This is a genomic window from Sporomusa sp. GT1 (assembly GCF_014634905.1).
Taxonomy (GTDB): domain Bacteria; phylum Bacillota; class Negativicutes; order Sporomusales; family Sporomusaceae; genus Sporomusa; species Sporomusa sphaeroides.
On sequence record NZ_BMBX01000009.1, the window covers coordinates 20,179 to 44,290 of the forward strand.

The 24,112-nt window shown below is 48.7% G+C and carries 13 protein-coding genes and 1 pseudogene; 3 read left to right on the forward strand and 11 right to left on the reverse strand.

Features of this window, described 5'->3' with window-relative positions; translation table 11 throughout:
• Nucleotides 1-6: 6 nt before the first annotated feature.
• The 3 genes from GT1_RS11895 to GT1_RS11905 form a co-directional block, all read right to left on the reverse strand.
• Nucleotides 7-1,554, reverse strand: coding sequence for a hypothetical protein (locus GT1_RS11895; protein WP_188398885.1), 1,548 nt, complete (start codon nt 1,552-1,554; stop codon nt 7-9).
• 217 nt (nt 1,555-1,771) lie between these two features.
• Nucleotides 1,772-2,209 carry a large-conductance mechanosensitive channel protein MscL gene (gene mscL / locus GT1_RS11900; RefSeq protein ID WP_188398886.1) on the reverse strand — a complete coding sequence of 146 codons (438 nt, stop codon included), beginning with the start codon at nt 2,207-2,209 and terminating at the stop codon, nt 1,772-1,774.
• A 29-nt stretch (nt 2,210-2,238) separates the two neighbouring features.
• Nucleotides 2,239-3,717 (reverse strand): methyl-accepting chemotaxis protein, encoded by a 1,479-nt coding sequence (locus GT1_RS11905; RefSeq protein ID WP_075756883.1) that lies wholly within the window; start codon nt 3,715-3,717, stop codon nt 2,239-2,241.
• 282 nt (nt 3,718-3,999) lie between these two features.
• On the opposite strand from GT1_RS11905, the gene GT1_RS11910 reads away from it, so the two are divergent.
• A complete protein-coding gene (locus GT1_RS11910; RefSeq protein ID WP_188398887.1) occupies nt 4,000-8,217 on the forward strand; it encodes a 2-hydroxyacyl-CoA dehydratase in 4,218 nt (1,405 codons plus the stop codon).
• 16 nt (nt 8,218-8,233) lie between these two features.
• Here GT1_RS11910 and GT1_RS11915 read toward each other — a convergent pair whose 3' ends face one another.
• On the reverse strand, nt 8,234-8,638 hold the full coding sequence (locus GT1_RS11915; protein ID WP_188398888.1) for a hypothetical protein: 405 nt from the start codon (nt 8,636-8,638) through the stop codon (nt 8,234-8,236).
• A gap of 55 nt (nt 8,639-8,693) precedes the next feature.
• Between GT1_RS11915 and GT1_RS11920 the strand changes: the two genes are divergently transcribed.
• The gene (locus tag GT1_RS11920; protein ID WP_188398889.1) at nt 8,694-9,293 is read left to right on the forward strand and encodes a TetR/AcrR family transcriptional regulator; all 600 of its coding nucleotides are present in this window, start codon (nt 8,694-8,696) and stop codon (nt 9,291-9,293) included.
• Between the two features lie 45 nt (nt 9,294-9,338).
• Here the strand turns inward: GT1_RS11920 and hydG are convergent, their stop codons facing one another.
• The 5 genes and pseudogenes from hydG to GT1_RS11945 form a co-directional block, all read right to left on the reverse strand.
• Nucleotides 9,339-10,757 carry a [FeFe] hydrogenase H-cluster radical SAM maturase HydG gene (hydG, locus tag GT1_RS11925; RefSeq protein WP_188398890.1) on the reverse strand — a complete coding sequence of 473 codons (1,419 nt, stop codon included), beginning with the start codon at nt 10,755-10,757 and terminating at the stop codon, nt 9,339-9,341.
• Between the two features lie 119 nt (nt 10,758-10,876).
• Nucleotides 10,877-11,140 carry a TM1266 family iron-only hydrogenase system putative regulator gene (locus tag GT1_RS11930; RefSeq protein WP_075756879.1) on the reverse strand — a complete coding sequence of 88 codons (264 nt, stop codon included), beginning with the start codon at nt 11,138-11,140 and terminating at the stop codon, nt 10,877-10,879.
• Nucleotides 11,141-11,491: 351 nt separating this feature from the next.
• On the reverse strand, nt 11,492-11,755 hold the full coding sequence (locus GT1_RS11935; protein WP_188398891.1) for a hypothetical protein: 264 nt from the start codon (nt 11,753-11,755) through the stop codon (nt 11,492-11,494).
• A 65-nt stretch (nt 11,756-11,820) separates the two neighbouring features.
• The gene (locus tag GT1_RS11940) at nt 11,821-12,171 is read right to left on the reverse strand and encodes an arsenate reductase family protein (protein WP_188398892.1); all 351 of its coding nucleotides are present in this window, start codon (nt 12,169-12,171) and stop codon (nt 11,821-11,823) included.
• A 32-nt stretch (nt 12,172-12,203) separates the two neighbouring features.
• A pseudogene (locus tag GT1_RS11945) lies at nt 12,204-12,605 on the reverse strand (M23 family metallopeptidase); the annotation flags it as partial.
• 462 nt (nt 12,606-13,067) lie between these two features.
• Here GT1_RS11945 and GT1_RS11950 point away from each other — a divergent pair.
• Nucleotides 13,068-14,177 carry an efflux RND transporter periplasmic adaptor subunit gene (locus GT1_RS11950; protein WP_188398894.1) on the forward strand — a complete coding sequence of 370 codons (1,110 nt, stop codon included), beginning with the start codon at nt 13,068-13,070 and terminating at the stop codon, nt 14,175-14,177.
• Between the two features lie 275 nt (nt 14,178-14,452).
• On the opposite strand, the gene GT1_RS11955 is transcribed toward GT1_RS11950, so the two are convergent.
• Together GT1_RS11955 and GT1_RS11960 are read right to left on the reverse strand one after the other, a co-directional pair.
• On the reverse strand, nt 14,453-14,716 hold the full coding sequence (locus GT1_RS11955; protein ID WP_188398895.1) for a hypothetical protein: 264 nt from the start codon (nt 14,714-14,716) through the stop codon (nt 14,453-14,455).
• 18 nt (nt 14,717-14,734) lie between these two features.
• Complete coding sequence (locus GT1_RS11960) at nt 14,735-24,073, reverse strand: filamentous hemagglutinin N-terminal domain-containing protein (protein ID WP_188398896.1); 9,339 nt, start codon at nt 24,071-24,073, stop codon at nt 14,735-14,737.
• Between the last annotated feature and the right edge of the window lie 39 nt (nt 24,074-24,112).

The window sequence follows — 24,112 nt, forward strand, 5'->3', positions numbered from 1 at the left end:
TGATACTTATTGCAAATCATAGAGCAGGGAAACTATACCTTCTTCACTTAAGTATCTTGGATCATACTTCTCCAGCTTTAATACCTCGATTATTTTACTCCGGTTAGCACTAATGCTGGATTTGGCTACCGCCATTTCATCAGCCAGTGTGTCTGCCGGCAGCTCGGCCTCGGCATTATTAATCTGAGAAAATGCCTGTATAGCGGCAGCGGCCCAGGCAGCCGGTTTACGGACAGTCACGGCAGTAATACCGGAAAAGTCCTGCCACATTTTTTGTACTAAAACCGCATCATGCCGCGAATAGCCAAATTTCGGCATCGAGTTTACAATTAATTCCGACACCGTGGTATTCACAGCTTTATCCCCGGCTGCCGGTTGCGGAAAGCTGCGTTCGACCTGCGCATAGGAGGTGACATTGACTCTGGCCCAGGTAGCCAGTAAATCAATGGTGTGCCGCACAGCATTGGCATGCCTCCTGACAAAATCATCCCAGGTAGCTCCCGGTTGCTGCAATTCCAGCATAGCTTTCTGGCGGGTAATTTCCTCCTTAACCCGCCGCCGCAAGTTACTGCTTATCTCAACACTGGTAATGAAATTGATCATAATCAAATCCTGATCCTCTTGCTGCAGAAAGACATGTCCGTAAAACAGCAGTTTTTTCACCAGCTTATAGTCAAAATTAGGGTTAGGCAGGCGGAACTTTTCATCGGTTAAGAGATTAACGCACTCCACCCAATCCTGATTTATTATGGTTTCCACATAAAATACAGTAAATTTTGCTCCCAGAAGCTCTCGCAGTATTTTCTGTTCTTCACCGGCCAGCTTATCACTGTAATCTATATGAAATTGGATGAGTGGTGTCCGGTCATTTGCCAGCAAATGATAGTCAAATAAAAAATAGTCCCAAAATCCCAGCCAAAACTCATCATCATTTTCGTCTTCCGGCATTTGTCCCAGCGGTCCCAGGTATAAAGCAAGAGCACGCTCAAAGTCTTCAACAAAATTTTCTTGCTGAAAGTAGGCGCTAAACTTAAGCATCAGGCGTTCTACCGCTTCGCCAACAATCCTGCCAATATCTTTAGGTATAGTCAGCGGTGATTTGAGCGACAACTCTCCTTGCTCATCCTCGTCTTCCATAAAACGAAGCCGTTTGCCGCCGGTCATAAACGCTGCAGCCTTCTTAAGCTCATGGGTGTCACTGATCGTCTTTTTCGCAGCCAGATAACTGTAAAACTCCTGCAGCACATCAAAAAAATGCTTTACTGTCTTAAGATTAGGTTTAAAACCTTCCATCTGTACGATAATCCATTCAACTGCCAGACTATATTCGGCTGCTGAAAGTTCATCAAGAGACGTGTCACCCGAATATGATATATATGATACGAACAGTTGAAGATTGTGCCAGGTATCTGTAAGCTCTTCATCATTAGCTCCCTGCCAGGCTTTTTGACGCAAAAAACCTTCAATCCATTCGCGTTTTATCGCCGAATCCCATTCCTGCTCTTCATCAAAAAAGACACGGACTTCATCATAAACATTTTTTATATTGGTCATTGTACATAATAACTCCTTTAAGCACATTAACGAACCTTATTATAACACGTTTCCCCCCTCTAAACCAGTGTTGCAGTTCAGTATTGTCTTTTTTTACCAATCACGAAAGTGCTGTCTACATTATACTATAAAGATAAAAAATCCCCCAACCACTATTTAGGGGACTCTGATCAAAAGCCTGTAAGCCTTACCAGGTAAGAACTCACAGGCTTTGCCGTTAATTATCAAATATCGAGGTGCAATGCGGGCAGCGCGTTGCCTTGCTATGCACATTGGAAAAACAATGCGGGCACTCTTTCGTTCCCGGTCCCGGTGTTTCCGGAGGTTTGGCAGACAGCTTGTTTACCTGGGTTATGAGCAGGAAAATAGCAAAAGCGACTATCGTAAAATCTACGATTGTATTGATAAACAGACCATAGTTTAAGGTTGCCGCTCCGGCAGCTTTCGCTGCTGCAATAGTAGGATAACTGGTGCCTGACAGGTTGATAAACAGATTGGAAAAATCCACCTTTCCCAACAGCAGGCCAACGACCGGCATTAAAATATCATTAACAAACGAAGATACTATCTTCCCGAATGCAGCACCAATAATAATGCCTACCGCCAAATCCAAAACATTCCCCCGCATGGCAAACTTAACAAATTCCTTAAGCATCCCGGCCCCCCTTTCAACCATGCTATTTACTACTTACCAGCTTTTAATACTTCTATCCCTAATTTAGAATTTTTTTCAATAGCCTTAATGGTATTATCTATATGGGCAAATATCTCCTCAGACATTTTTTTGGCTTGTGCATAAAATGTATTAGCCTGATTTGCATTCTTGGCATTAACGGCATCCACTACCTTTATCCCCATACTATGCAGTTCATGATGGACACTGTCAATAGCTGACCACTCCTTAACTATGTCCGGGTGAGTTATATGCATGGCATGATAAAAATGACCAAAGGCACATCTCCTCGAATCGGTTTGAATCGGGTAAGTTTTCATTTCCTCAACGATTCGTTGCAAATTCTTCATCCAATTACCATGAGCTTCTTTGGCCTTTAACAGATTCCTGGTCAGTTCCTCATTGCTGATTGCATGCATTCCCCCATTTAACGAGGTTATCATAATTCGTACAATCTCACTAAGATCCTCATCAATTTTGGTTATCTGTTTGGCATTGTCAGCGCTTTCCATCGCATCGCCGTGAATAATTTGCGTCATCTCATGCAGCTTTTCCGCATCCTGAGTAGATAGATTCATTGCCTGATTTACTTGTTTGGCCGCTTCTCTAATATCCAGCATGGACTCTGAAATTTTGTCCACATCTTTAATAGTGTCTTTTAACATAAACACATTGTCTTTGATGGTATCGGATATCATGTCCAGCTTTTCATTCATATTGCCGGTAGACGCCAGGGTATGATTCAGGCTTTCTTTGGTGCCGCTGGCTGCCTGGTGGATGTTATTGACAAAAACCCTCATGTCGTCCAAATTCATTTTGGTACTGTCTGCCAGTTTCCTGATTTCATTAGCCACAACGGCAAAGCCTCTGCCAAATTCGCCTGCCCGGGCAGCTTCGATAGAAGCATTAAGAGCCAGCAAATTAGTTTGTTCAGCTATGGCTTCCACGCCATTAACGATTTCACTTACTTTATCAGCCATCTCCACCAAATGAGCGATTTGTTCACCCATTGTCGTAGTATCTTTTACAACATTTTCTTTGAGGGTATTCACTTCCTGCAACTGTCCCATGCTTTCATCATTCTTCCGAATCAGTTCATTGGAGGATTCTGATAATTGATGCATGGTGGCTGAAGTATGACTTATTGTTTCATTTACCTCATTCATACTTGCCGTGATTTCTTCTACGATAGAAAGGTTGGATTCACTCAAGGCCGACATATTTTGGGCAAAGGCAATCAGTTTATTGGCAGAGTGTGTCATTTTTACATCAAAATCACTTAAAGAGGATATGCTGCCCAACATTTTTTTAGAGCTTACCGACATTTTTTCTTCATTTGCCAACAGCCTGTCAAAATGTTTAAGCATAGTCTTGTGAATAGGATAATCAACTACCAGTTGCTCAACAGTTCTGCCATTAAGTCGGTCTTCCACATTTTTTATAATACAAAGCGCTTCATCGCAGGGTGCTGCTTTCTTAAAAAAATTCATACAGATTACCTCCCAAATATCAACCTTTTCTTATCAATCAAGATTTACATCTATATCCTGTCTGCGAATCCCTTCTTCAACCGGAAACTTGTGAGCCAATATTTTACTATGTATTCCCAGCAAAATAAAAAAATCCTGCTAACTTATACAAAATTCGGCAGAAATAATCAAAATACACCATCCAAAAAAGAATAATAAAAAATAATTGTCATTTTGGGAAGTAAAACCTATAATAAAGTTAAACAATGTTTGAATTTATTGCAGTAATAGGAGAGATCCCAAATGAATAAAACATTGCGTGTTGGTATTGACATTGGTTCGACAACGTTAAAAATGGTTATTCTTGATGAACAGAATCATATTGTGTTTCAAAAATATGTGCGGCATTTTTCCGATATAACAACTGCGTTTCAGTCGGTAGCAGCTAAAGCCCATACAATCCTTCAACAAAAATTACTATCCATTATGTTTACAGGATCAGCAGGCATGGGTATCTCCCAGCTGCTGGGACTGCCGTTTGTCCAGGAGGTAATCGCCTCCACCAATGCCATCAAACATATTATCCCTACTACCAGCACTGCAATTGAACTTGGGGGCGAAGACGCTAAAATCACTTATTTTGATCAAACCGTGGAGCAGCGCATGAACGGTGTTTGCGCCGGCGGTACGGGTGCGTTTATTGACCATATGGCGGCCCTCTTACATACCGACCCCCAGGGCTTAAATGAGCTTGCCAAGAAGTACAGCATCATTTATCCCATTGCTTCCCGCTGCGGCGTGTTTGCCAAAACCGATGTGCAGGCGCTAATGAATGAAGGTGTTTCTAAAGAAGATATTGCCGCTTCTGTATTGCAGGCGGTTGTCAATCAGACCATCAGCAGTTTGTCACAAGGCCGGCCAATCAGTGGCAAGGTAGCCTTTCTCGGCGGTCCTTTGCACTTTTTATCTGAACTGCGGCGGCGGTTCACGGAAACCTTAGGGCTTAACACCGAGCAAGTGCTGGCGCCCGAAAGTTCACCATACTTTGTCGCCATTGGAGCAGCTCTTACCCCACAGCAAGAGCCGGTCGCGTATGAGCTTTTGCAAAAAAAATCCAGCAAATTATTTGACCTTCAGCTTAAAAGCGAACAATCACTGAACCCGCTCTTTACCGACGAAAAAGAATACTGGCACTTTGCCGCCCGCCATGCACAGCATACGGCTAAACGCGGCAACCTGGAGAATTACAGCGGCGACACCTATTTAGGAATTGATGCCGGCTCAACGACAACTAAGCTGGCACTAATTGGCGAGGATGGCAGCTTATTGTATTCCTATTATACCAGCAACCGCGGCAACCCCCTGGAAACAGTAATTGCGGCGCTTAAAGCCATGTATCAACAGCTAAATTCGCATACCCGGATTGCCTGCGGAACCGTTACTGGTTATGGCGAGCAATTTATCAAGGCCGCTTTACAGGTGGACATCGGTGAAGTCGAAACAGTGGCCCATCTTAAGGCTGCCCAATATTTCTCACCTGATGTTACTTTTGTCCTGGATATCGGCGGCCAGGATATGAAAAGCTTTTTCGTGCGGGATGGCATAATTGACTCCATTATGCTCAATGAAGCTTGTTCTGCCGGCTGCGGCTCCTTTATTGAAAACTTTGCCCAGGCAATGGGTATGACGGTTGGCGATTTTTCTCAGCTTGCTCTGAAAGCGCAGCATCCGGTCGATCTGGGCAGCCGGTGCACGGTGTTCATGAATTCAAAGGTTAAACAAGCGCAGAAGGAAGGCGCCGAAGTCAGTGATATTGCCGCCGGCATTTCCATTTCGATAATCAAAAATGCCTTATTTAAGGTAATCCGCTTAAAAAACACTGATGAATTGGGCACCAAAATCGTGGTTCAGGGTGGCACCTTTTACAATGATGCCGTGCTGCGGGCATTAGAACAAATGCTGGGGAGGGAAATTATCCGTCCGGATATTGCCGGCCTTATGGGTGCTTTCGGGGCGGCGCTGATTGCCAGAGAACGCTGCGCCGGAGCCGGATCTTCCCTCCTGAGAGCGGCTGACCTCAACAGTTTTACTGCTAACACCACCAATCATCGCTGCCAATTATGCGGTAACCACTGCCTGATTACCACACAGCAATTTTCCAACGGCCGGCAGTATCATGCCGGCAACCGCTGCGAACGCGGTGTGGGTAAAACCACAGTGACTGATACACTGCCAAATCTGTATGCCTATAAATATCAACGACTGTTTCAATACAAGCCTTTGCCTGAGTCTGTGGCCAACCGCGGGGTTATTGGCATTCCCCGGGTGCTTAACATGTATGAGGATTATCCTTTCTGGCATACCCTGTTCACTAAACTCGGCTACCGGGTCATTTTATCCGGCCGATCTTCACGCCAACTCTATGAACTGGGTATGGAAACCATCCCCTCGGATTCCATTTGTTACCCGGCCAAGCTTGTGCACGGACATATCAGTGATTTGGTTTCCAAAGGGGTAAAAAAGATATTTTATCCCTGCATTCCCTACACCACACAAGAAGATCCTGCTGCCGACAACTGCTATAACTGCCCCATCGTTACCTCCTATCCGGAAAATATTAAGGCCAATATGGATATCCTGCGGGAAAAAGGTATTCTTTTTCTTCATCCCTTCCTGCCGCTTAATCACCGTGAACGCTTGATCAGCCGTCTAATGCAGGAACTGGCGGCAGAGGCTGTTACCAAGCAAGAGCTTAGTGCTGCTGTCGATGCAGCTTACAGCGAGCTGGATTGCTATAAAGCCGATGTCAAGCGTAAAACGCAGGAAGCGCTGGCCTTTATGGCTGACCGGAATATTAACGGAATTGTTTTGGCAGGCAGGCCTTATCATATTGATCCGGAGATTAATCACGGTTTGCCTGAACTCATTCAATCCTATGGTTTGGGCGTATTGTCAGAGGATGCAGTACGGCATTTGGGTACAATAAACCGGCCGCTGCGGGTTGTTGATCAGTGGACATACCACTCCCGCCTTTATGCGGCAGCAAGTTTTGTTAGTACACAGCCTGCTATTGAATTAATCCAGATCAACTCTTTCGGCTGCGGGCTTGATGCCGTTGTAATTGACCAGGTAAAAGAAATCCTTGAGGCCCATAACCGAGTCTATACGGCCATTAAGCTGGATGAAGTCAACAACCTGGGCGCCGCCAGAATCAGAGTGCGCTCACTCTTAGCCGCTCTCAACGACAGAGGCAGGGAAGCTATTGGCAAACAAACCGCTGAACTTGCCGCCACCCATCAATGCCGGCCTGATTTTACCCCCGAAATGAAAAAATGCCATACCATATTGGCACCGCAAATGTCTCCCATTCATTTTCAGTTTTTAGAAGCAGGATTCCGCAAAGCCGGGTATCGGCTGGTAGTAGCCCCCACCCCTGACCAAACTGCAATTGACGAGGGGTTAAAGTTTGTCCATAATGATGCCTGTTATCCGACAATAATTGTAATCGGACAACTATTGAAGGCATTAAAATCCGGGCTGTATGATCTTAATAACACATCAGTTATGTTATCGCAAACCGGCGGCGGCTGCCGCGCGACCAATTATGTGGCAATGGCCCGTAAAGCCCTTAAAGATGCCGGTATGCCTCAAATACCTGTACTTGCACTCGGCGGAGAAAACCAACCGGGGTTTTCCATGACATTATCGCTGTTTGAGAATTTAATCATAGGTATTATTTACGGCGACCTCCTGATGCGGGTGCTGTACCGGGTAAGACCGTACGAAAAGCAGCCTGGTTCGACCCAGGCACTGTATGATTACTGGGCCGCCAAATGCCGGCAGGATATACTGACAGGCGGAAGATACCAGTTTAAAAACAACATCTTCGGGATTGTCCGTGATTTTGACAATCTGGAAATTGATGAACAGCTGCAAAAACCGCGGGTCGGTCTGGTTGGCGAGATATTGGTAAAATACCACCCAACAGCCAACAATCACCTTGTTGAGTTATTGGAAAGCGAGGGCGCGGAAGCTGTGGTGCCTGATATGCTGGATTTCTTTCTCTACTGCGCTTATGACAGTACGGTAAACTATAACCTGTTAGCAGGTACCTTAGCGGATAAGGTCAAGGGCAGCTTGTTCAGAAGGGTTATTGAGTTTTACCGCCGCCACCTCCGCAAAGCGCTGACAACAAGCAAACGCTTTACAGCACCGTATACGATTGAGAATATAGCCAGACTGGCAGAAAAACATATATCTCTTGGCAATTTCACCGGTGAAGGCTGGCTGCTGACCGGCGAAATGGTCGAACTCATTCACTGCGGCGTGGATAATATTGTGTGCTTGCAGCCATTTGCCTGCCTGCCCAATCATATTACCGGCAAAGGTATGATCAGAGAGTTACGCCGCAATTATCCTAACGCTAATATTGTTGCCATCGACTATGATCCCGGGGCCAGCGAGGTTAACCAGATAAACCGCATAAAATTAATGCTGGCCGTAGCCAAAGAAAAACTTTAGTCAGCTATTGGGTAAACTATTGATATATCCGGACATGATCCAGCCTATCATGAACTTTTTCAAATAATAGGCCGGCAACAAACCATGCAGGGGCATAATCCAGACGGATCAACCCATGGATATTGAGCGCAGCCAGGGAATAATCCCAAGGTACAGTACCCAGCACAACACTTAGCAGCCAGCCGGTAAGATATTCAACGGCGAAATACAGCAGCATCCAGACAGTCCCGCGCCGCCATGCCGGCCAGTACCGGATTATGTCATGCAATGGCTCAAATACTATGACTAAGCCATATATGGGAAACATCCATAAGTAGGTTCTGGCTGTCAAAAAAACATCTCCGTCCAGCAGCGAACCTACGCCTGTCCAGATAATTTCCAGACACCAGCCTAGTAGTCCATAAATGATAAAGTGCAGCATAGGTATAGTGTAAACCTGCGGCAAATTATTATTCCCGGTGCAAGGAGTTGGAGCAATGACCACCCATTCGGAAAATAAACTGGCCATCAAGAAAAAGATTTTGGACGCTACGCTGGGGATTATCGGTACCAAAGGGGCCCACCATGTAACCAGCCGGAAGATTGCCACCCTGGCTGAAGTGAATGTAGCTGCCATAAACTACTATTTTGGTTCTAAAGACAATGCGGTAAACGAAGCACTGAAAACCTTTACAGATGCGCTCATGCAGTCTTTTGACCATCTGGATAATTTAGCCGTCCCACCTGAGGATAGAATTAGAAATTTTCTTAGAAGCTATGCCGATTATAGCCTGGAATACCCGGATGTTTTTCGCAATTTTATTGAGCAGACCTTGCATGAATCCGTATCCTCCTGCGAATATATTGAAATTATGAAACAAACCGGGCTAAATAAAGTAAAGGCAGCAGTACGGGAAATCACCCAAAACCAGGACGAGATTGACTTAACCATGAAAATTTTTCAGATGTTTAGCTGCCTGGAGCTGCCGGTATTAGTCGGCGATAAGCTGCAAAGCCTTGCGCATTTTGACTACTATGACCGGGAGTGCCGTCACCGGTATCTCGACTGGGTGCTAAAATCTCTATTGCATGCATAAAGACCTGACTCTGATCCGCAAGGGAACCAGAGCCAGGTCTTTCACTTAGAAACGAAAATCACGTTTGCCATCGGTAAGTTCGGACAAATGCTCTACAGCAATTGCGCGAACCTTTTCATTGGTAATACGGGGAATTTCCTTGGCAATTACCTCTTCGCCCTTTGCCTTGGTGTCTGCCGAAGCATAATCCTCTAAATATTCCTTCAGCGTCATCAGGGCATTGGGCTGACAACAGTTAGCAATCTGCCCTGATTTCACCAGGCTCATAAACCGGTCTCCGGTGCGCCCTTCGCGATAGCAGGCAGTACAAAAACTCGGAATATAGCCCAGACTTAGCAACCAATTCACAATTTCATCCAGAGTGCGCCGGTCATTAACATCAAACTGTGCCGAATTATCATCTTCCGCTTCGGGTTCAACATAGCCGCCGACACTGGTGCTGGAACCGCCGCTAATTTGGGATACTCCCAATTCCAGCACACGCTCACGGGTTTTCTGCGATTCGCGGGTAGAAACAATCATGCCCGTATAGGGAACGGCAATCCGGAGCACAGTTACTATTTTCGCGAATATATCATCCGAGATGGCGTTGCTGAAATCTTCGGGATCAATATCATCTGCCGGGCGAATCCGGGGAACGCTGACGGTATGCGGGCCAACTCCCATAGCCGCTTCCAAGTGCTCGGCATGCATTAACAGGCCGACAAAATCATACCGGTACATATTTAAGCCAAACAAAACTCCAATGCCAACGTCATCTATGCCGGCTTCCATGGCACGGTCCATAGCTTCGGTGTGATAAGCATAGTCACTTTTGGGGCCGGTTGGATGCAGCTCTTCATATGCCTTTTGGTTATAGGTTTCTTGAAATAAAATATAAGTGCCAATGCCTGCATCCTTTAACTTGCGGTAGTTTTCCACCGTGGTTGCGGCAATATTGACATTCACCCGGCGAATGGCTCCATTCTTATGTTTTATGCTATAGATAGTTTTAATGCTCTCCAATACATACTCAATAGGATTGTTAACAGGATCTTCACCGGTTTCCAAAGCCAGGCGCTTATGCCCCATGTCCTGCAAAGCAATTACTTCACGTACAATATCCTCCTGCGAAAGCTTTTTGCGGGAAATATTCTTGTTTTTATAATGATAAGGGCAGTACACACACCCGTTAATACAGTAATTAGAAAGATATAAAGGCGCAAACATAACAATGCGGTTTCCATAAAGTTTTTGCTTGATTTCTTTTGCCAAAGACATCATTTTTTCGTTTTGTTCTTCCAGGTCACACTCCAGCAGCACCGCCGCTTCCCGGTGGGTCAGACCCTTACAGTCCCTGGCCCGTTCCAGAATGCTCTCGATTAGTTCTCGATTGCTCTTGTTTTTCTGCGCATAATCAAGCGTATCCAAAATCTCCTGATCGTCAATAAATTCGGTGGCAATTTTTGATTTGCAATTATACATAGTCAAGACTCCTTTTTACGCATTTTTTTCTATCTGAAAAAATCCCCTGCCTGCCCCGATGAAAACCGCTGCAAAGTCGTCCGGTAGAAAGTGAACACTCTTAACAAAATTAGTGCTTGCTATTTATCTGTGTTAGAAGCTAGTTTCGAATACACCGTTTTAATATTGACATGGGGAATCATTCCTAATTTGCCGGAAAGTGCACTGATGGTATCACTGGGAGCATCCATTACAATGCTGATCACGGAAACATTACGCTTGGGATAGGGAATTCCCATTCGGCCTACAATATAGGCGCCATATTCGTGAAGAATATCGTTTATTCTTTTGGCAGAATCCTTGTTTTCAACCACTATGCCAACTAACGCAATTCTCGTTTCCATAAAATAGCTCCTTTCTTCTTAATGCAAAAATCCTTGTACCCGAAGGCACAAGGATAGAAAGTCAATAATTAAGGAGAGCATCACAAAAATATGCTCCTCAATCTATCGCCGCTATTCTCTCGCCTTCTCATTCGGGACGTACCCTCATGGATTCAGCACGATAACTTTGTTCCACTCCAGACACCTAGGGTTTGCCGCAAGAAAGGTGAAAATCACTCAATCTCAGACAGCTTACCCAAATATTAAATAAATTGTACCATATTTTCTGACAAAATACAATGCTGAATTTTAAACAATCCCAAATCTCACCAGATGCCACACAAGTGTCCAGGATATTATTCAGCATCAGAGTTACGGTACTTTTCTAATTTTGCTGCCATTAAATAATTGCCGAAGGACATACAGCGTTTCCGCCGGATTCATCTCAGGTTCATAGCCTAATTGCACAAAGTCATACCGAACCCGCTCTTGTATATGGGGTGAAAGCTCTGTTAGTTTAGCGAATTCAGCAGAAATAGTTTTGATCTCATCACTATCCATCAAATTCAATACCTTTCTACTCTTTTCTAAACCAATCATAAGCAAAAAAGCCGCTGCTTTTTGTAGTTGAGTCAACACTAGACCTCCTTGCCCGGTACAACAACGCTCTTGTCATGTTAAATGAGCGCACAGCCACAATACTATCTAAGCGTCTCCCACTCGCTTTCCTTAAACCCAACCAAGACCTTGTCGCCAGTAATCAATATCGGACGCTTAACCAGCATCCCGTCAGTGGCCAAGAGCGCAAACTGCTCCGCCTCAGACATGGTTGGCAGCTTGTCCTTCAAACTTAGGGATTTATACAATAAGCCGCTGGTATTAAAGAATCTTTTCAACGGCAGCTTGCTTTTCGCCTGCCATTCCTGCAGCTCAGCTGCCGTCGGATTTTCTTCCTTAATATGCCGCTGTTCATAGCTGACGCCATTATCATCCAGCCACTGTTTTGCCTTTTGGCAGGTAGTGCATTTCGGGTAACATACAAAAGTAGTCATGTCAACTCTCCTCGCTAATTAAGTGCTATCTATTAGTATTGAACCATAAAGCCAATAGGGTCAACAGCCGTACCATTGACTCTGATTTCATAATGAACATGCGGTCCGGTACTTTTCCCGGTGCTGCCTACATAGGCAATGACCTGGCCTTTTTTCACATGTTGACCGGAGCTTGCTATAATGCGGGAATTGTGCCCATAAATAGTGGCAATGCCATTGCCATGATCAATTTGCACCAGATTGCCGTAGCCTCCGGCCCATTCACTGCGCACCACTGTGCCATCGGCAGTAGCTACAACCGGGGTATCCATACTGTTGGCAATATCAATTCCCGCATGCAATTCACTGCCACTGTCCAAAGGCGAATTACGCCAGCCAAAACCAGAAGTAACTTCGCCACTAACCGGCCAGATGGACGGCTTAGCCGCAACCTTATCACCGCCGTGTTCCAAACTGCCCGGAATGAGCACCTGTCCCGACCCGCCGGGCTGAAAAGGAACTAACTCTACTGCTGCACTACTGCTTACACTAAGTGGCTGGTGATTGTGGGCAAAAACTGCCCCCATTCCCAGGAGAATAAGTACCCCTAATAACGAAATAATCCATCTAACAGAAACAGGTACTGGCCTGCGCTCTGTGTTATTCTTAGTATGAGTTTCCTGCGGAGTATGCATTACAATGTTCCTTCCTTAAAGTAAATATAGCAGCCATAATAGTTGGGCAAAACCGCTAACTGCTATAAGGAAAAAATCCTATACTATACATTATAACGGAAATCCGTCTTTTTGGCTTTCTTTTAATGTTGATTTTTTCATTTTTTGCGTTACTACTTGACGGCAAAAATGAAAAGTGCGAACATAGTAGCTGTTACCGTATTATTATGGGAGGTGACTGCTATGAAAATGCTCACCAAGAATTCTCGCCTGCTCCTTGCACTAACGGTACTTGTCTGTGCAGCAGCACTGCTGCTGGCCGTCAGTTCCAAGCAACTGCCAACCGAACTTTGGCCCCGGCAGATAAGCCCGCAAGCGCCGGTTAACCTCACGGCCATACCGTTAGGCACTATAAATAAGCCAATACAGGTCACCCGGACAGGGTCCCTGGAAAGCGCAGCCTCTGTCCCGATTCATGCCGCATTCTCCGGCCACCCCAGTGAAATATATGTAACAGAAGGCCAGACAATCAAAGCCGGTCAGCCACTGCTTAAGCTCCAACCCTCTCCTTCGGCAGTCACACAACAGGCCGCAGTACCGTCACAGCAGCTGCAAACCAATTATGATAATGCCTTAAAAGAATATGACCGCTACCAAAAACTGTACGAAATCGGGGCCATTCCCCGGCGGCAAATGGAGAGTATCACCGCCAAGCTGCAAGAAGCCAAAGAACGCCTTGCTGCCACCGGAACCCAGTCTGCCGGCAGCATAACCGGCCCGACTACCATTACCGCTCCCATCGACGGCATAGTAACCGGCTTGGCCGCCGCTCCCGCTAAGGAGGTGCAGGCCGGTCAACTGCTGCTTTCCTTAGGCAGCGGTCAGGAAGTAGGCGCTGTTGTTCAGCTGGAACAAAAAGACCTGTATCTTGTCCAGTTAGGCACACCTGTTATCGTAGAAGCAGCGCAGCAAACTATCGTTGGTCAGGTTGCCAGCATTTACCCCCAAGTGGAGGCTAAACAAAATCCTGTTTTCCTTGCCCATATCAAACTCGCAAGTAAACCTGCCGAATCGCTGAAGGCCGGTATGCCCGCCACTATTCATATAAACACCGGTGAGACAGCCGTCGTCCCCGCAGTTCCCACAGCGTCAATTCTCCAGGACAGCCAGGGGCAAACCTATGTATACCTGGCGGTCAATGGTAAGGCTGTGCTTCAACAAATAAGCGTAGGCAAAACCATGGACGATTTCACGGAAATCACCTCCAGCCTGCCTGCAGAAAGCCTAGTCATAATAAGCAGCCTGGACAGCTTAAGAGATGGCGATACCATTACAGTAATCCAGCACCAATAGTGATACCAGGTGTAACGGTTCTTCACAGCCATTAACAATTAACGTTTTTCCTCAATATCATTACCGATATGCCTACCGCCTCGGTGTACCTGGCTTGAATATATGAATTCCGAAACATAAAGACCTCCTATGATAGGTTTAATCCTACCATAGGAGGTTTTATCTGCCTTTCGCAGCTTATTTCAAGTCTGTCTTGCCTTTTCGCGCGGCTTATCCTGTAGTATTGCCCTGCTCCAGACGAAAGCTACTTTCCGGGACAAAATTTATATATCACCCTACGCTTCTTCCTTCATAACCGGAACCGATGTCTTGGGAAAAACCCTGCCATCCACTAAAAGACCATTCTTGGTCAGTTGCCGGATTACTTGCTCTTGCAAATTAAAAGCGTTTACAAAGCCTTCAAGCGGCATTACCAGGCGCTGCGTAATTTCCTGCCTTTCCTGCCCGTCTCCCGGCTGCAGCGACATCAAGTCAAACCGCACCAGATTGCCGGTAATGTGAACCGCACCAATACCATCTGCAAATAAATCACTTTTCATAATATTACCTCCGCCTATTTATTCTTGAGAATTGATTTCCATAAAGATGTAAATCGCTCTAATTTGATCAGGCATAACACCCAGATCCTCTACTGCTGTCAGAATGCCTGTAGCAAGTACGGCTTTACCCGGTTCCCTGTTGTCCCCGGTTATGGTTGTCAATGCCTGCTGATCAAGGGGATGCACGGTGACTATACCGTTGCCGAAAGCCACTTCAAAGGAGCCTGTTGCTTCCGTCTTGTAAACCATACTAAATCCTTTGTTCACATCTGGTGCCACTTCATCCAGCCTGGGAATAGTCACACTCTGGGCTGAAGGCAGAATGGAGAGTTTATCAGGGTTGTAGTTAATGGTGTAGATGCCGTCCAGTTTCTGCTCACCGCTGTTAGCATACAGCACCGGTACAGCGCCCGATGTCCGCCGTTCACCGGCAATGTCTCTTTCTTCACCGTTTGGCCTGTCCAGCCGGAGGGCAAAACCGCCATTTTCGGTTGCAAAGATATGATTACTGGACGACCCGCCGGTCTGAATGGTCACATCACCGGTAACACCGGACGGCAATCCGGAAATGCTGCCGGTATTAACAGGCGGCGTCATATCCGGCCATTCCGGCAGCGCGGGGAACAGATTGCCGCTGCCGGGCAGACCGGGAGTGATTCCCGACAGATTGCCTGGCTTGGGCTGCGTGGTGGTTTGCGCTTCCCGCTGCGCTATTTCCTCCGGACTTAAGCCTGCCCGAGTAATGGTCAGCGTGCCGTCCACATACTTGAAGGTGTAGTTGTCGGCCTTAAAATCGCCGTCGATATCGATTATATAGCCACCGACATTGACAGCACCGTCGGCAGTACCACCGTACTTCACGCTGCCTGAGGTAATGATGCCGCTGGCCGCGCCGCTTGCATCACCCTCGCCGGCGACAAAGCCGCTGCAGCGCGCCTCGTGCGTACCACTGACATAGGCGCTCCCGTCATATGTCTTCTTATGGTCGTTGGCGGTGACCGTCACTTCCTTGGGGGTAATGGTCAGCATGCCGTTCTCATACGTGAAGGTATAGTTGTCAGCCTCAAAATCACCGTCAATATTCAAGGTGTAGTTGCCAACATCCTTGTTGGCGCCGCCTGTATCCCATACGCTGCCTTTTTTAATCACACCTTTGTCCTCGCCGGTGACAAAACCGTCATAGCTCATGTCGCCTGCGCCGCCGCTATAGGTCTTACCGTCATATACCTTGGTTTGGTCGCCGGCCTTGACGGTCACTTCCTTTTTGGTGATCTCCAGTATGCCGTCCACATACTTAAAGCTGTAGTTGTTGGCCGCGAGATTGCTGTTGGCCTCGTCAATGCCGATGGTATACTCACCGGCATTTTTTGCGTTGTCCGCACTGCCGCCGCCGAATTTGACGGTGCCGCCGAGACCGACATTGCTTGCATTCTCACCACTGATAAAGCCGCTGTAATCCCAGCCATTGCCGCCGGTAAAACCGTTGCTGCCTATATAGTGCTGCCCATCATAAATTTTGCTGTAATCCTTGGCGGTAACAGTCACTTCCTTCGGCGTGACATAGAATTCCGTTTCAACCTTATAGTTCAGCGGATTGAGACCGTTATAAACCACTTGCAGCGCCGCGTCGCCATTGCCGGTGCCATAAGCTGTACCCTTAACGCCATCCCGGTAGTTGACACCGGGTTTTGTGCCACTGCCGACACCAGAACCCCAGTTGTACTTGGTGGATTCCTTTTGGTCTGTGTTCCAGTCACCGAGGAAAGCATCATCCAAGGCTTGACGCTGGGCCCAGTCGGCGATTTCCACCTTGAACTGACCGCCGTTAAAGAACTCCGCATTGCCACTGCCATACACCTTTTCGCCATAAATTTTGGCTACAGGCTGATACTTGTGTGTAGTGCCGTTGCCGACATACGTGCCAGGGAGGGTAGTAACCTGATCATAATCCGTGCCATAGCGGCGGAAATCACCGGTCAGCTTGCCATAGTTATCGCCCAGGGAATCTTCGGTGGAAATAACCCAGCGGCTGCTACCAGGATCAATCATATCCTTGGAGTTTGTCCTGGTATTATTGTTGGTAAAATGACCGCCTTCAGCCGTCAGATAGACCGGCGTATCACCATGGGAAACCACCTTGCCATTTTCACCCAGCACTAGATTACCGTCTTTTGTCCAAACTGTGATATTCTGTCCAGAGGCGCCGGTGGTATTGCCGTCTACCGTACCGCTAATTGTCAGTCCGCCGCTGTCTTTAATGTCAATGCCCTTGCCGGCAGTGATATTGCCCAGCTTGCCGATGGTGTTGCCCTTGCTGTTGAAGCTGATGGTATTGGTTGTGGAAGTGGCTGTCAGGGTCTCGACATTTGTTACTGTGCCGGGAACAGTAATCGCACCCTCTTTGGTGGTCACAGTCAGATTATTGCCGGACAGGTCGAGGTTTTTACCTGTGGTCACAGTCACCATGCCGCTACCGTTTTTGATAGTAAGATTATCAGTTACTTTAAAATTGTCATTTACGGTGATCATACCGGTGCCATCGTCCCGGCCAATATTGATGTTCTTAAAACCGTCTTCAAAAACGCGGTCTGTGCCATCAAACCAACCGCTGTCCAGGTTCAAATCCGATGTACCGCCACTGCTGCCCAAGTTGATATTCGTCTCTTCCGAATAGGTTTTAATGGTGAGATCGCCGCTGCTCTTGATCTTGCTGCCCTTGGCAATCGTCAGCTTGTCAGCCGTCAGGGACACATCACCTGTACCGGCATTGATTTTGGCATCAATGTCAACCCATTTGCTCTCAACGGTAAAGTCATTGTCGTTGGTATTAATATTCCCCCGGACATTTACTTTGCCTGTACTGGTCGTTTCACTTGCCTGACGGATGATAACCGTATCGGTAAAACCGGTTGTGCCAATTTGATACAACGTGCCTGTGCCGTCAGGCCGGCCAATAATGATTTTTCCGTCGCCGCGATCCCTAAACACCCGCTTGGCTGTAGTACCGTCAAAATATCCCGACTTCAGGAACAGTCCGTCTCCTTCCTTTGTTTCACCAAGATACAAGTCCCGTTCCTTAGTCAGAGTCTGCAGGATCAGATCACCGGTGCCGGAAATCGGAGCCTGTGCTTGATTGTCGTCACCTGCCAGTTCAAGATTATCCACCGTCAGTGTCAGTGTACCGCTGCCAGTATCAATGGTACTGTTGGCTTCGGTCGTCAGTGTGACTGTCCGGAATTCCAGGCTGTTATTGCCGGCCGTGATGGAAGCGTTTTCCTTTACGGTAATGCTGCCGCCAGTTCCCGGTGAGCGGATGGTGGTCGGGTCAACAAAGGTCAGACTGCCGCCGATTTCTACTGCGCCGGTGCCATCCTCGCGTCCCAGGTAAACGTGCTCAAAGCCGTCCTTGAAAATCTGGCCGTTAAACAAGCCTGCGCCTAACTGCAGCGTACCCGCGCCGGTGCCAATACCCAGCGTGGTGGCGGAATTATACTGTTGCACATTCAAGGTACCCTTACCTTGTACGATGCCGCCGCCAAAGGTCATCTTGTCTGCTGTCAGCGTGATATTGCCATTTGTCGCGTGCGTCGCTTTAATATCCTTGTTTACTGTCAGCCCAGCCGCCTCGGTAGTCTCCAGCACCACCGCATCGCCGCTGCCGCTGGCAGTAATGCCGCTTACCGTGCCGTTGGCAGGAGTCGCTATTTCGCCAATTATCAGCGTTTCAGCTTTTACCTTGACCTGCTGCGCGTTGGCAGCCAGTGTGCCGATTTGGTTGGCGGAGGCGGTCAGGTTATAAGTTCCTCCTTGCAAGGCCAGGCTATCGGCAGTAATGATTCCATTTGTCTGACTGGCTGAGTTGCTGGCATTCAATGCCAGTGTTTTGCCATCCAAATTGGCATTGCCTTCAAAGACAATATTTTGGGCGATCAGGGTAGTATTTTGTCTGGAAGAGCCAAGATCAAAATTATTTACATAGATACTACCTTGATTGGTATTACCGATACGGTAATGATCGAAGGTGGTATCAAAGGTATTGGTTAATAAATTATTTGTCAGCCACAAGCTTCCTGTCCCATTCTGTACATTGCCCAGGGAAATAACCTTACCACCATTATAGGTAGCGATACCCAGTGTACCGGAGCCTTTGACGGTCTTGGAACCTGTCAGACTGCTCAGGTCATCGGTATACAGATTAATTGTACCGCTGCCGGCGTCAATGACGCCTGTGCCAGAGGAATTGTTGATTTTATTAGCTTTCAGTGTGACTTTATTCGAGCCGTTTACGTTCAGACCACCACTGCCGATTTTGATCTCACCGGTAGCGCCGTTTTGAACGGTGACACTGTTATCGACGCTGACGCCGTCAATGGTAACAAGGCCAGTGCCGCTTGCATTGCCTAAAGTCAAGTCTTTAAACTCATTGCCGAACAAGCCGCCGTTGAGCTGTGCCTGAGTAATGACCAGGCCAGTGCCGCTGCCGTTATTATTCACGTCAAGAGTTACCGCCGCATCGCGCGGCCCCAGATTCAGAGTGCCCTTGCCAGTGATGTTGGCGATGCTGTCTGACGTTTCGGTCAGCTTATTTGCCGCAAGAGTAAACTTGCTTTCCACATCGCTGCCGAGATCAATTTTAGCATTTGCTCCCAGCGCCAGTTCATTGCCGCTGACTGTGACGTTTACATTGCTGCCATTGATCGCGATGCTCGCACTGTCATTCAAAGTGACCGTATTATCGGCCGTAATATTGACTATTGCGCCACTGCCGCTCACTGTCAGGCTCTTGCCGCTGTTCATGGTAAAGTTGCCGCCGCTGATATCCACCTCTGTACCGTCGCCGCTAATACCTACATTGCCTTGTACCGTCACACCGTAACTGCCTGCCCCGGAAGCCACTTTTACCGATTTATTGATGCTGCCCTCGTCAAAATACACATCCTGCTTGCCGGTAACCGCAAATTCCTTGAAGCCGGTGAGCACATTATTAATTGCCGTATAGGTGATCTTATAGCCGCCGCCGGCAGTATCATAGGTATCGCTGATATAGATGTCTTTAGTGTCAGGCACCTTGATGGTCAGATCGCCGGTACCGTTCACTTTGCCTGCCAGACCGCCCAGACCACTCTTCAGGTCAAGATGAAGGTTACGAACGTATATGTTGGAACCGTTGGGCAAGGTGGCCTGATCGGCGGTGATGGACAGGTCTTTATAGGGGGAAGCCGAGCCTATCTTAACCGTGCCGGACAGGTTGGCACTGGCAGTCGTCCTGATATCCAGATTGGATGAGAAAGTAGTATTATGAATATTGATATTGCCGCTATGATCAACTGTATCAAATTTTTCCGTCAGGCGTCCCAGGATGATTTTACTATAATCGCCGCCCAGTACATCGCCAGAATTGAAATAGTCCGATCGCAGATAGAGGTCAGAGTTGTTATCCGTGCCGCCCACCTGAATGGTCTTGGTGGGAGTCTGGCTGTAGAGGTGAAGTTCACCGCCAGTCCGTACGCTCTTGTTCACCGTCATGCGGTCGGTTGCCAATTCTACCTTGCCGGTGGCGGTAATACCGTCAACACCGCCCACTGTGCCGATGCTCAAATCTGTCCCATTATACAGCTTCAGGCTGCCCACCTTAGCCGCAACGGTGCCGATAGCATTGGTGGCGGAGGATAGGTTAAACGCGCCGCTGCCATTGCCATCCAGCAGCAGGTTGTCTACAGACAATGCTGATGAATCATTCTGAGTCAGCGATTTAACCTTAAAGGTCAGGGTCTTACCGGTCGTCCCGGTGATAGTGGCCCCATTATTAATGGTTGCCACGCCGCCGGGACTGCGCACCGTCAGGTTAGTGGACGGTACCGTAAAGCTGTCAACCGATACCGCACCGGTGCCACTCTCATGGCCAATGGTGACATTGGTGAACTGGCCGGCGGCAATTTTTGTCATGCCATCATTATCTACCGACAGCTTGCCGGCATCAGCCGTGCCGCCGATTTGCAGTTCCCGCCCGAGTGTTTTCGGAGCAATGAGCAATTGTCCGCCAGTTACGGCGTCAAACTTGGCATTGGTCCAGTTGGTAATGGCATCCGCGCTCAAAATCAGGTCGCCGCTGCCTGCTTCGACAGTGGCCGTATTTGTAAAGTCAATCGTGCCGGCATCCAGCTTCAATTCCTTGTTGTTTGTCCGCAAATCGGCGCCTGTGGTAAAGGTAATCCGGCCGGTTGCACCGCCGGCTTGAACGGTCAGCTTGTCCTGTACGGCAAGCTGGCCGACATTAACTGTACCTGTGCCGTCCGTCCGGCCGATGATGATTTCACTGAAGCCGGGAGTAAACCGATTAAAACTCGTTTGTATTATCTGTAAATCGCCGGTGCCGGTGCCCACGCCAATCGTGCCGTTTGCCGTTGAGGTATCAATAATTAATTTCCCTGTACCGGATACCGCACCGTTCATCACTCCCCAAGTGTTTGACCGGAAGTAAATATCTCCGGCACCGGCCATAACCTTAGCGGTGGTATTAGCCAGTTCAAGCTTGCCGGTCTGTGCCGTCAGCGCGACCTTGCCTCCCTTACTGTCAACAATGCCGTTGTCCAGGACAATATCCTTCCCGGCGTTAAAAGTTACATTCAGCTTGCCGGCGGTCGCACCGATGGTTGCACCGGAATCAACTGCAATATTGCCGCTGCCGGTGTTAGCGGCAGCAACAGTCAGTGTATTCGTTCCGCTGCGGCTGGTAATATTCTTGCTGATAGTAACACCGCCAGCAGTCGATTTCAGTGTGCTGTCGCCGGCAATCGACAGACCGTTGGCGCCTCCTGCCTCACCTACGGTGAAGCTGCCGGCATTGGTAAAGGCTACGCTTTTCACACTGCCTGCCAAATTACCGACTGCATTGGCGCCGCTTAAGCTAAACACAGCATTATTGCCCTGCAGGTTCAGTTCGCCTGCCGTGATGACGCCCATGCCACCGCTGTCAGCGCCGGTTTTCAGCGTTACCGTATTGGTTCCGGCGTTGAGCGCACCGGCAATGTTTATCTTGCCGTTTGTGCCAGTTGCTTGCAGTGTCACGTCATTGCCGAAGGTGGCGTTGTTGACAGTGATAGCGCCAGTACCGGAATCATGACCAATTACGGTTTTGTCATAACTTTTAAATATTGAACTGGCATAGCCGGAGAACAGATTGCCTGTTAAATCCAGGCCGCCACTGCCAGACGTACCGACAAAGATATTACGGGTAGCGTCTTTGGTTTGCAGCGTCAGTGTACCGCCTGTACTGCCTGTTACCCGCGCTGCGCTGTCAAACGTCATAGCATTGCCAATCAGCGTGGTATTTGCTGCCGCTATAGCAGCGCCACTCTGCAGTGCAATCGCCGTGCCGTTGCCGTTGGTTTGTGTATTTTCACCGCTAACGGTCAGCAGCCCCGCTCCGGCATCAATGGTGCCGCCCAGCTTGACGCCAACGCCGCCGCTCGCTACGTTGTCTTTCTTGCCGTAGATGCCGATAGCGCCGCCGCCGCTGCTTAACTCACCAGTCAGCGACACCCCCGCCGCATCGGTGGTATTGGAGTTAGTTAAGCCATACAGGGTAATACTGCCGCCGCCAGTGGTGATGCTGCCCTGAATATCCACACCGGGTGTATCGTCATTCGTCGTATTTTTAGCATAGCCGGTTATGCCGGTGCCGCCATGGAGCAGTACCGTGCCGCCGTTGGTCGTAATCTGCTTGCCGCTGTTTAGCTTGATCGCGCCGCCGGCTGTGTTGTCAAAATCGGCATGCAGATCCAGGTTTAGCTTGCCGCTGCTAGAAGTAATGTCGGCATCAACGGTGATATTATTATGTGCTTTTAAAATCAGCGTTGCGTCACCGCCGGCAGTCTTGACAATATTACTGCTTACCGTAATATTACCGTCTTCGATTTCGCCACCGGTTGTTGTGGTAGTGATTGTCACACCGGTGCCTGTATTTAACGCGCCGCTGACCGCAGCTGCGCTGACAGCCGGACCGCTCAGGCCGCTGCCGCTGTCGCTGATAATCACATTAATCGGATCAAGCAGCCATTCGCCGCCCTGGCCCTTGGACGCTGAAGCGTTCACACTGGCGGTATTCCCCACCGCCAGCACATGGCCGGAGGTCTCAACCTTGCCACCGTCGCCGCCGTTTGCACCGCCTCTGGCGCTGACCGCGCCGTTAAAGCGGGTGGTGCCGTCAGACCAGACGGCTACGGTGCCGCCTTGGCCGTTATCAATGGCGTCAGCCACAATGGCTGCTCCGTTATGTATTGTGACCGTCCGGGCATGTGGCGCGTCGCCCGTCCCCTGCCAGTCGCCGCCGACGCGGACGTAACCGCCGCCGATGCTGCCGGTGACGTCAAGCTGCGTGCCTTCACCCAGCGTAATATCCTTGCCAAAGATATCAATATTGCCGCCCTTGCCGGTCATGGCGGAGGCGTCAATGACGCCGGAATTATGCACCGTGCCGTCAGCGGCGTGCAGTGCTACGCTGCCGGCTGCACCGTCCAGGCTCCTGGCACGGATGATACCATTCTGGTTAACAACGGCGGAAGTCAGGTCCTGCCCGGCTTTAGCCGTCATCAGGACAAGGCCGCCGTCGGCTTCGATGAGTCCTTTGTTGTCAGCTACGGCCTTGAGCGCACCTTCGCCCAGGGCAAGCTGCACCTTGCCGTCACCGTTAAAGTCAAGGGTGGCCTGGTTGCCGGCGCCTAAGATGACACTGCCCTTTTTGGCCACAATGATGCCTTCATTTTTCACTTCCGGCGCCAGAAGAGCAACCAAGCCCTGATTTTCGGCAACAATCTGCCCCTGATTAATGACACTGCCTGAACTGCCTTGATTGGCGAAAGCATAACGGCCGGCCATGAAATCGGCATCGGTGATGCTAAGCGTTGTGGCCACCAGACCGCCGACATTGACTTGCGCGCCGGGGGCGAAATAAACGCCGTTCTGGTTGACCAGAAATACTTTGCCGTTGGCCGACAGTTTGCCGAAGATGGCGGACGGGTTGCTGCCGATAACGCGGTTGAGGGCTATCGAATTGGCTCCCGGTTGGAAAAACCGTACGGCTTCATGGGCGGCAATGCCAAAGGACTGCCAGTTGATGGCCGCCAGGGCTGTCTGCTGTTGAATGGTCATGACCGAACCAGCCTGATTGATAATGGCCGAACCGGCTGTTACCTGACCGTCTGTCGGCAGGGCATACGCCGGCTGTGGCAGCAGTCCCTGCCACAGGAAAGCCGCTGCTGCCGCAATGCGGGCGCCTTTTTTCAGAAGATTTTTCAGACTGTTTTGCGCTTGCATTCGGCGCAGCCGGGCGCGGCGTTGTTTGCGTGAAATACGCATAATTGTGTTGACCTCCTTTTCCTAGTATCCGTCATTTTC

Coding starts and splice junctions, on each gene's coding strand:
- hydG (WP_188398890.1), bottom strand. CDS start 10,757: ATGTATAATTGCAAATCAAAAATTGCCACCGAATTTATTGACGATCAG.
- GT1_RS11910 (WP_188398887.1), top strand. CDS start 4,000: ATGAATAAAACATTGCGTGTTGGTATTGACATTGGTTCGACAACGTTA.
- GT1_RS11895 (WP_188398885.1), bottom strand. CDS start 1,554: ATGACCAATATAAAAAATGTTTATGATGAAGTCCGTGTCTTTTTTGAT.
- GT1_RS11960 (WP_188398896.1), bottom strand. CDS start 24,073: ATGCGTATTTCACGCAAACAACGCCGCGCCCGGCTGCGCCGAATGCAA.
- GT1_RS11950 (WP_188398894.1), top strand. CDS start 13,068: ATGAAAATGCTCACCAAGAATTCTCGCCTGCTCCTTGCACTAACGGTA.
- GT1_RS11905 (WP_075756883.1), bottom strand. CDS start 3,717: ATGAATTTTTTTAAGAAAGCAGCACCCTGCGATGAAGCGCTTTGTATT.
- GT1_RS11915 (WP_188398888.1), bottom strand. CDS start 8,638: ATGCTGCACTTTATCATTTATGGACTACTAGGCTGGTGTCTGGAAATT.
- GT1_RS11930 (WP_075756879.1), bottom strand. CDS start 11,140: ATGGAAACGAGAATTGCGTTAGTTGGCATAGTGGTTGAAAACAAGGAT.
- GT1_RS11955 (WP_188398895.1), bottom strand. CDS start 14,716: ATGAAAAGTGATTTATTTGCAGATGGTATTGGTGCGGTTCACATTACC.
- GT1_RS11920 (WP_188398889.1), top strand. CDS start 8,694: ATGACCACCCATTCGGAAAATAAACTGGCCATCAAGAAAAAGATTTTG.
- GT1_RS11940 (WP_188398892.1), bottom strand. CDS start 12,171: ATGACTACTTTTGTATGTTACCCGAAATGCACTACCTGCCAAAAGGCA.
- mscL (WP_188398886.1), bottom strand. CDS start 2,209: ATGCTTAAGGAATTTGTTAAGTTTGCCATGCGGGGGAATGTTTTGGAT.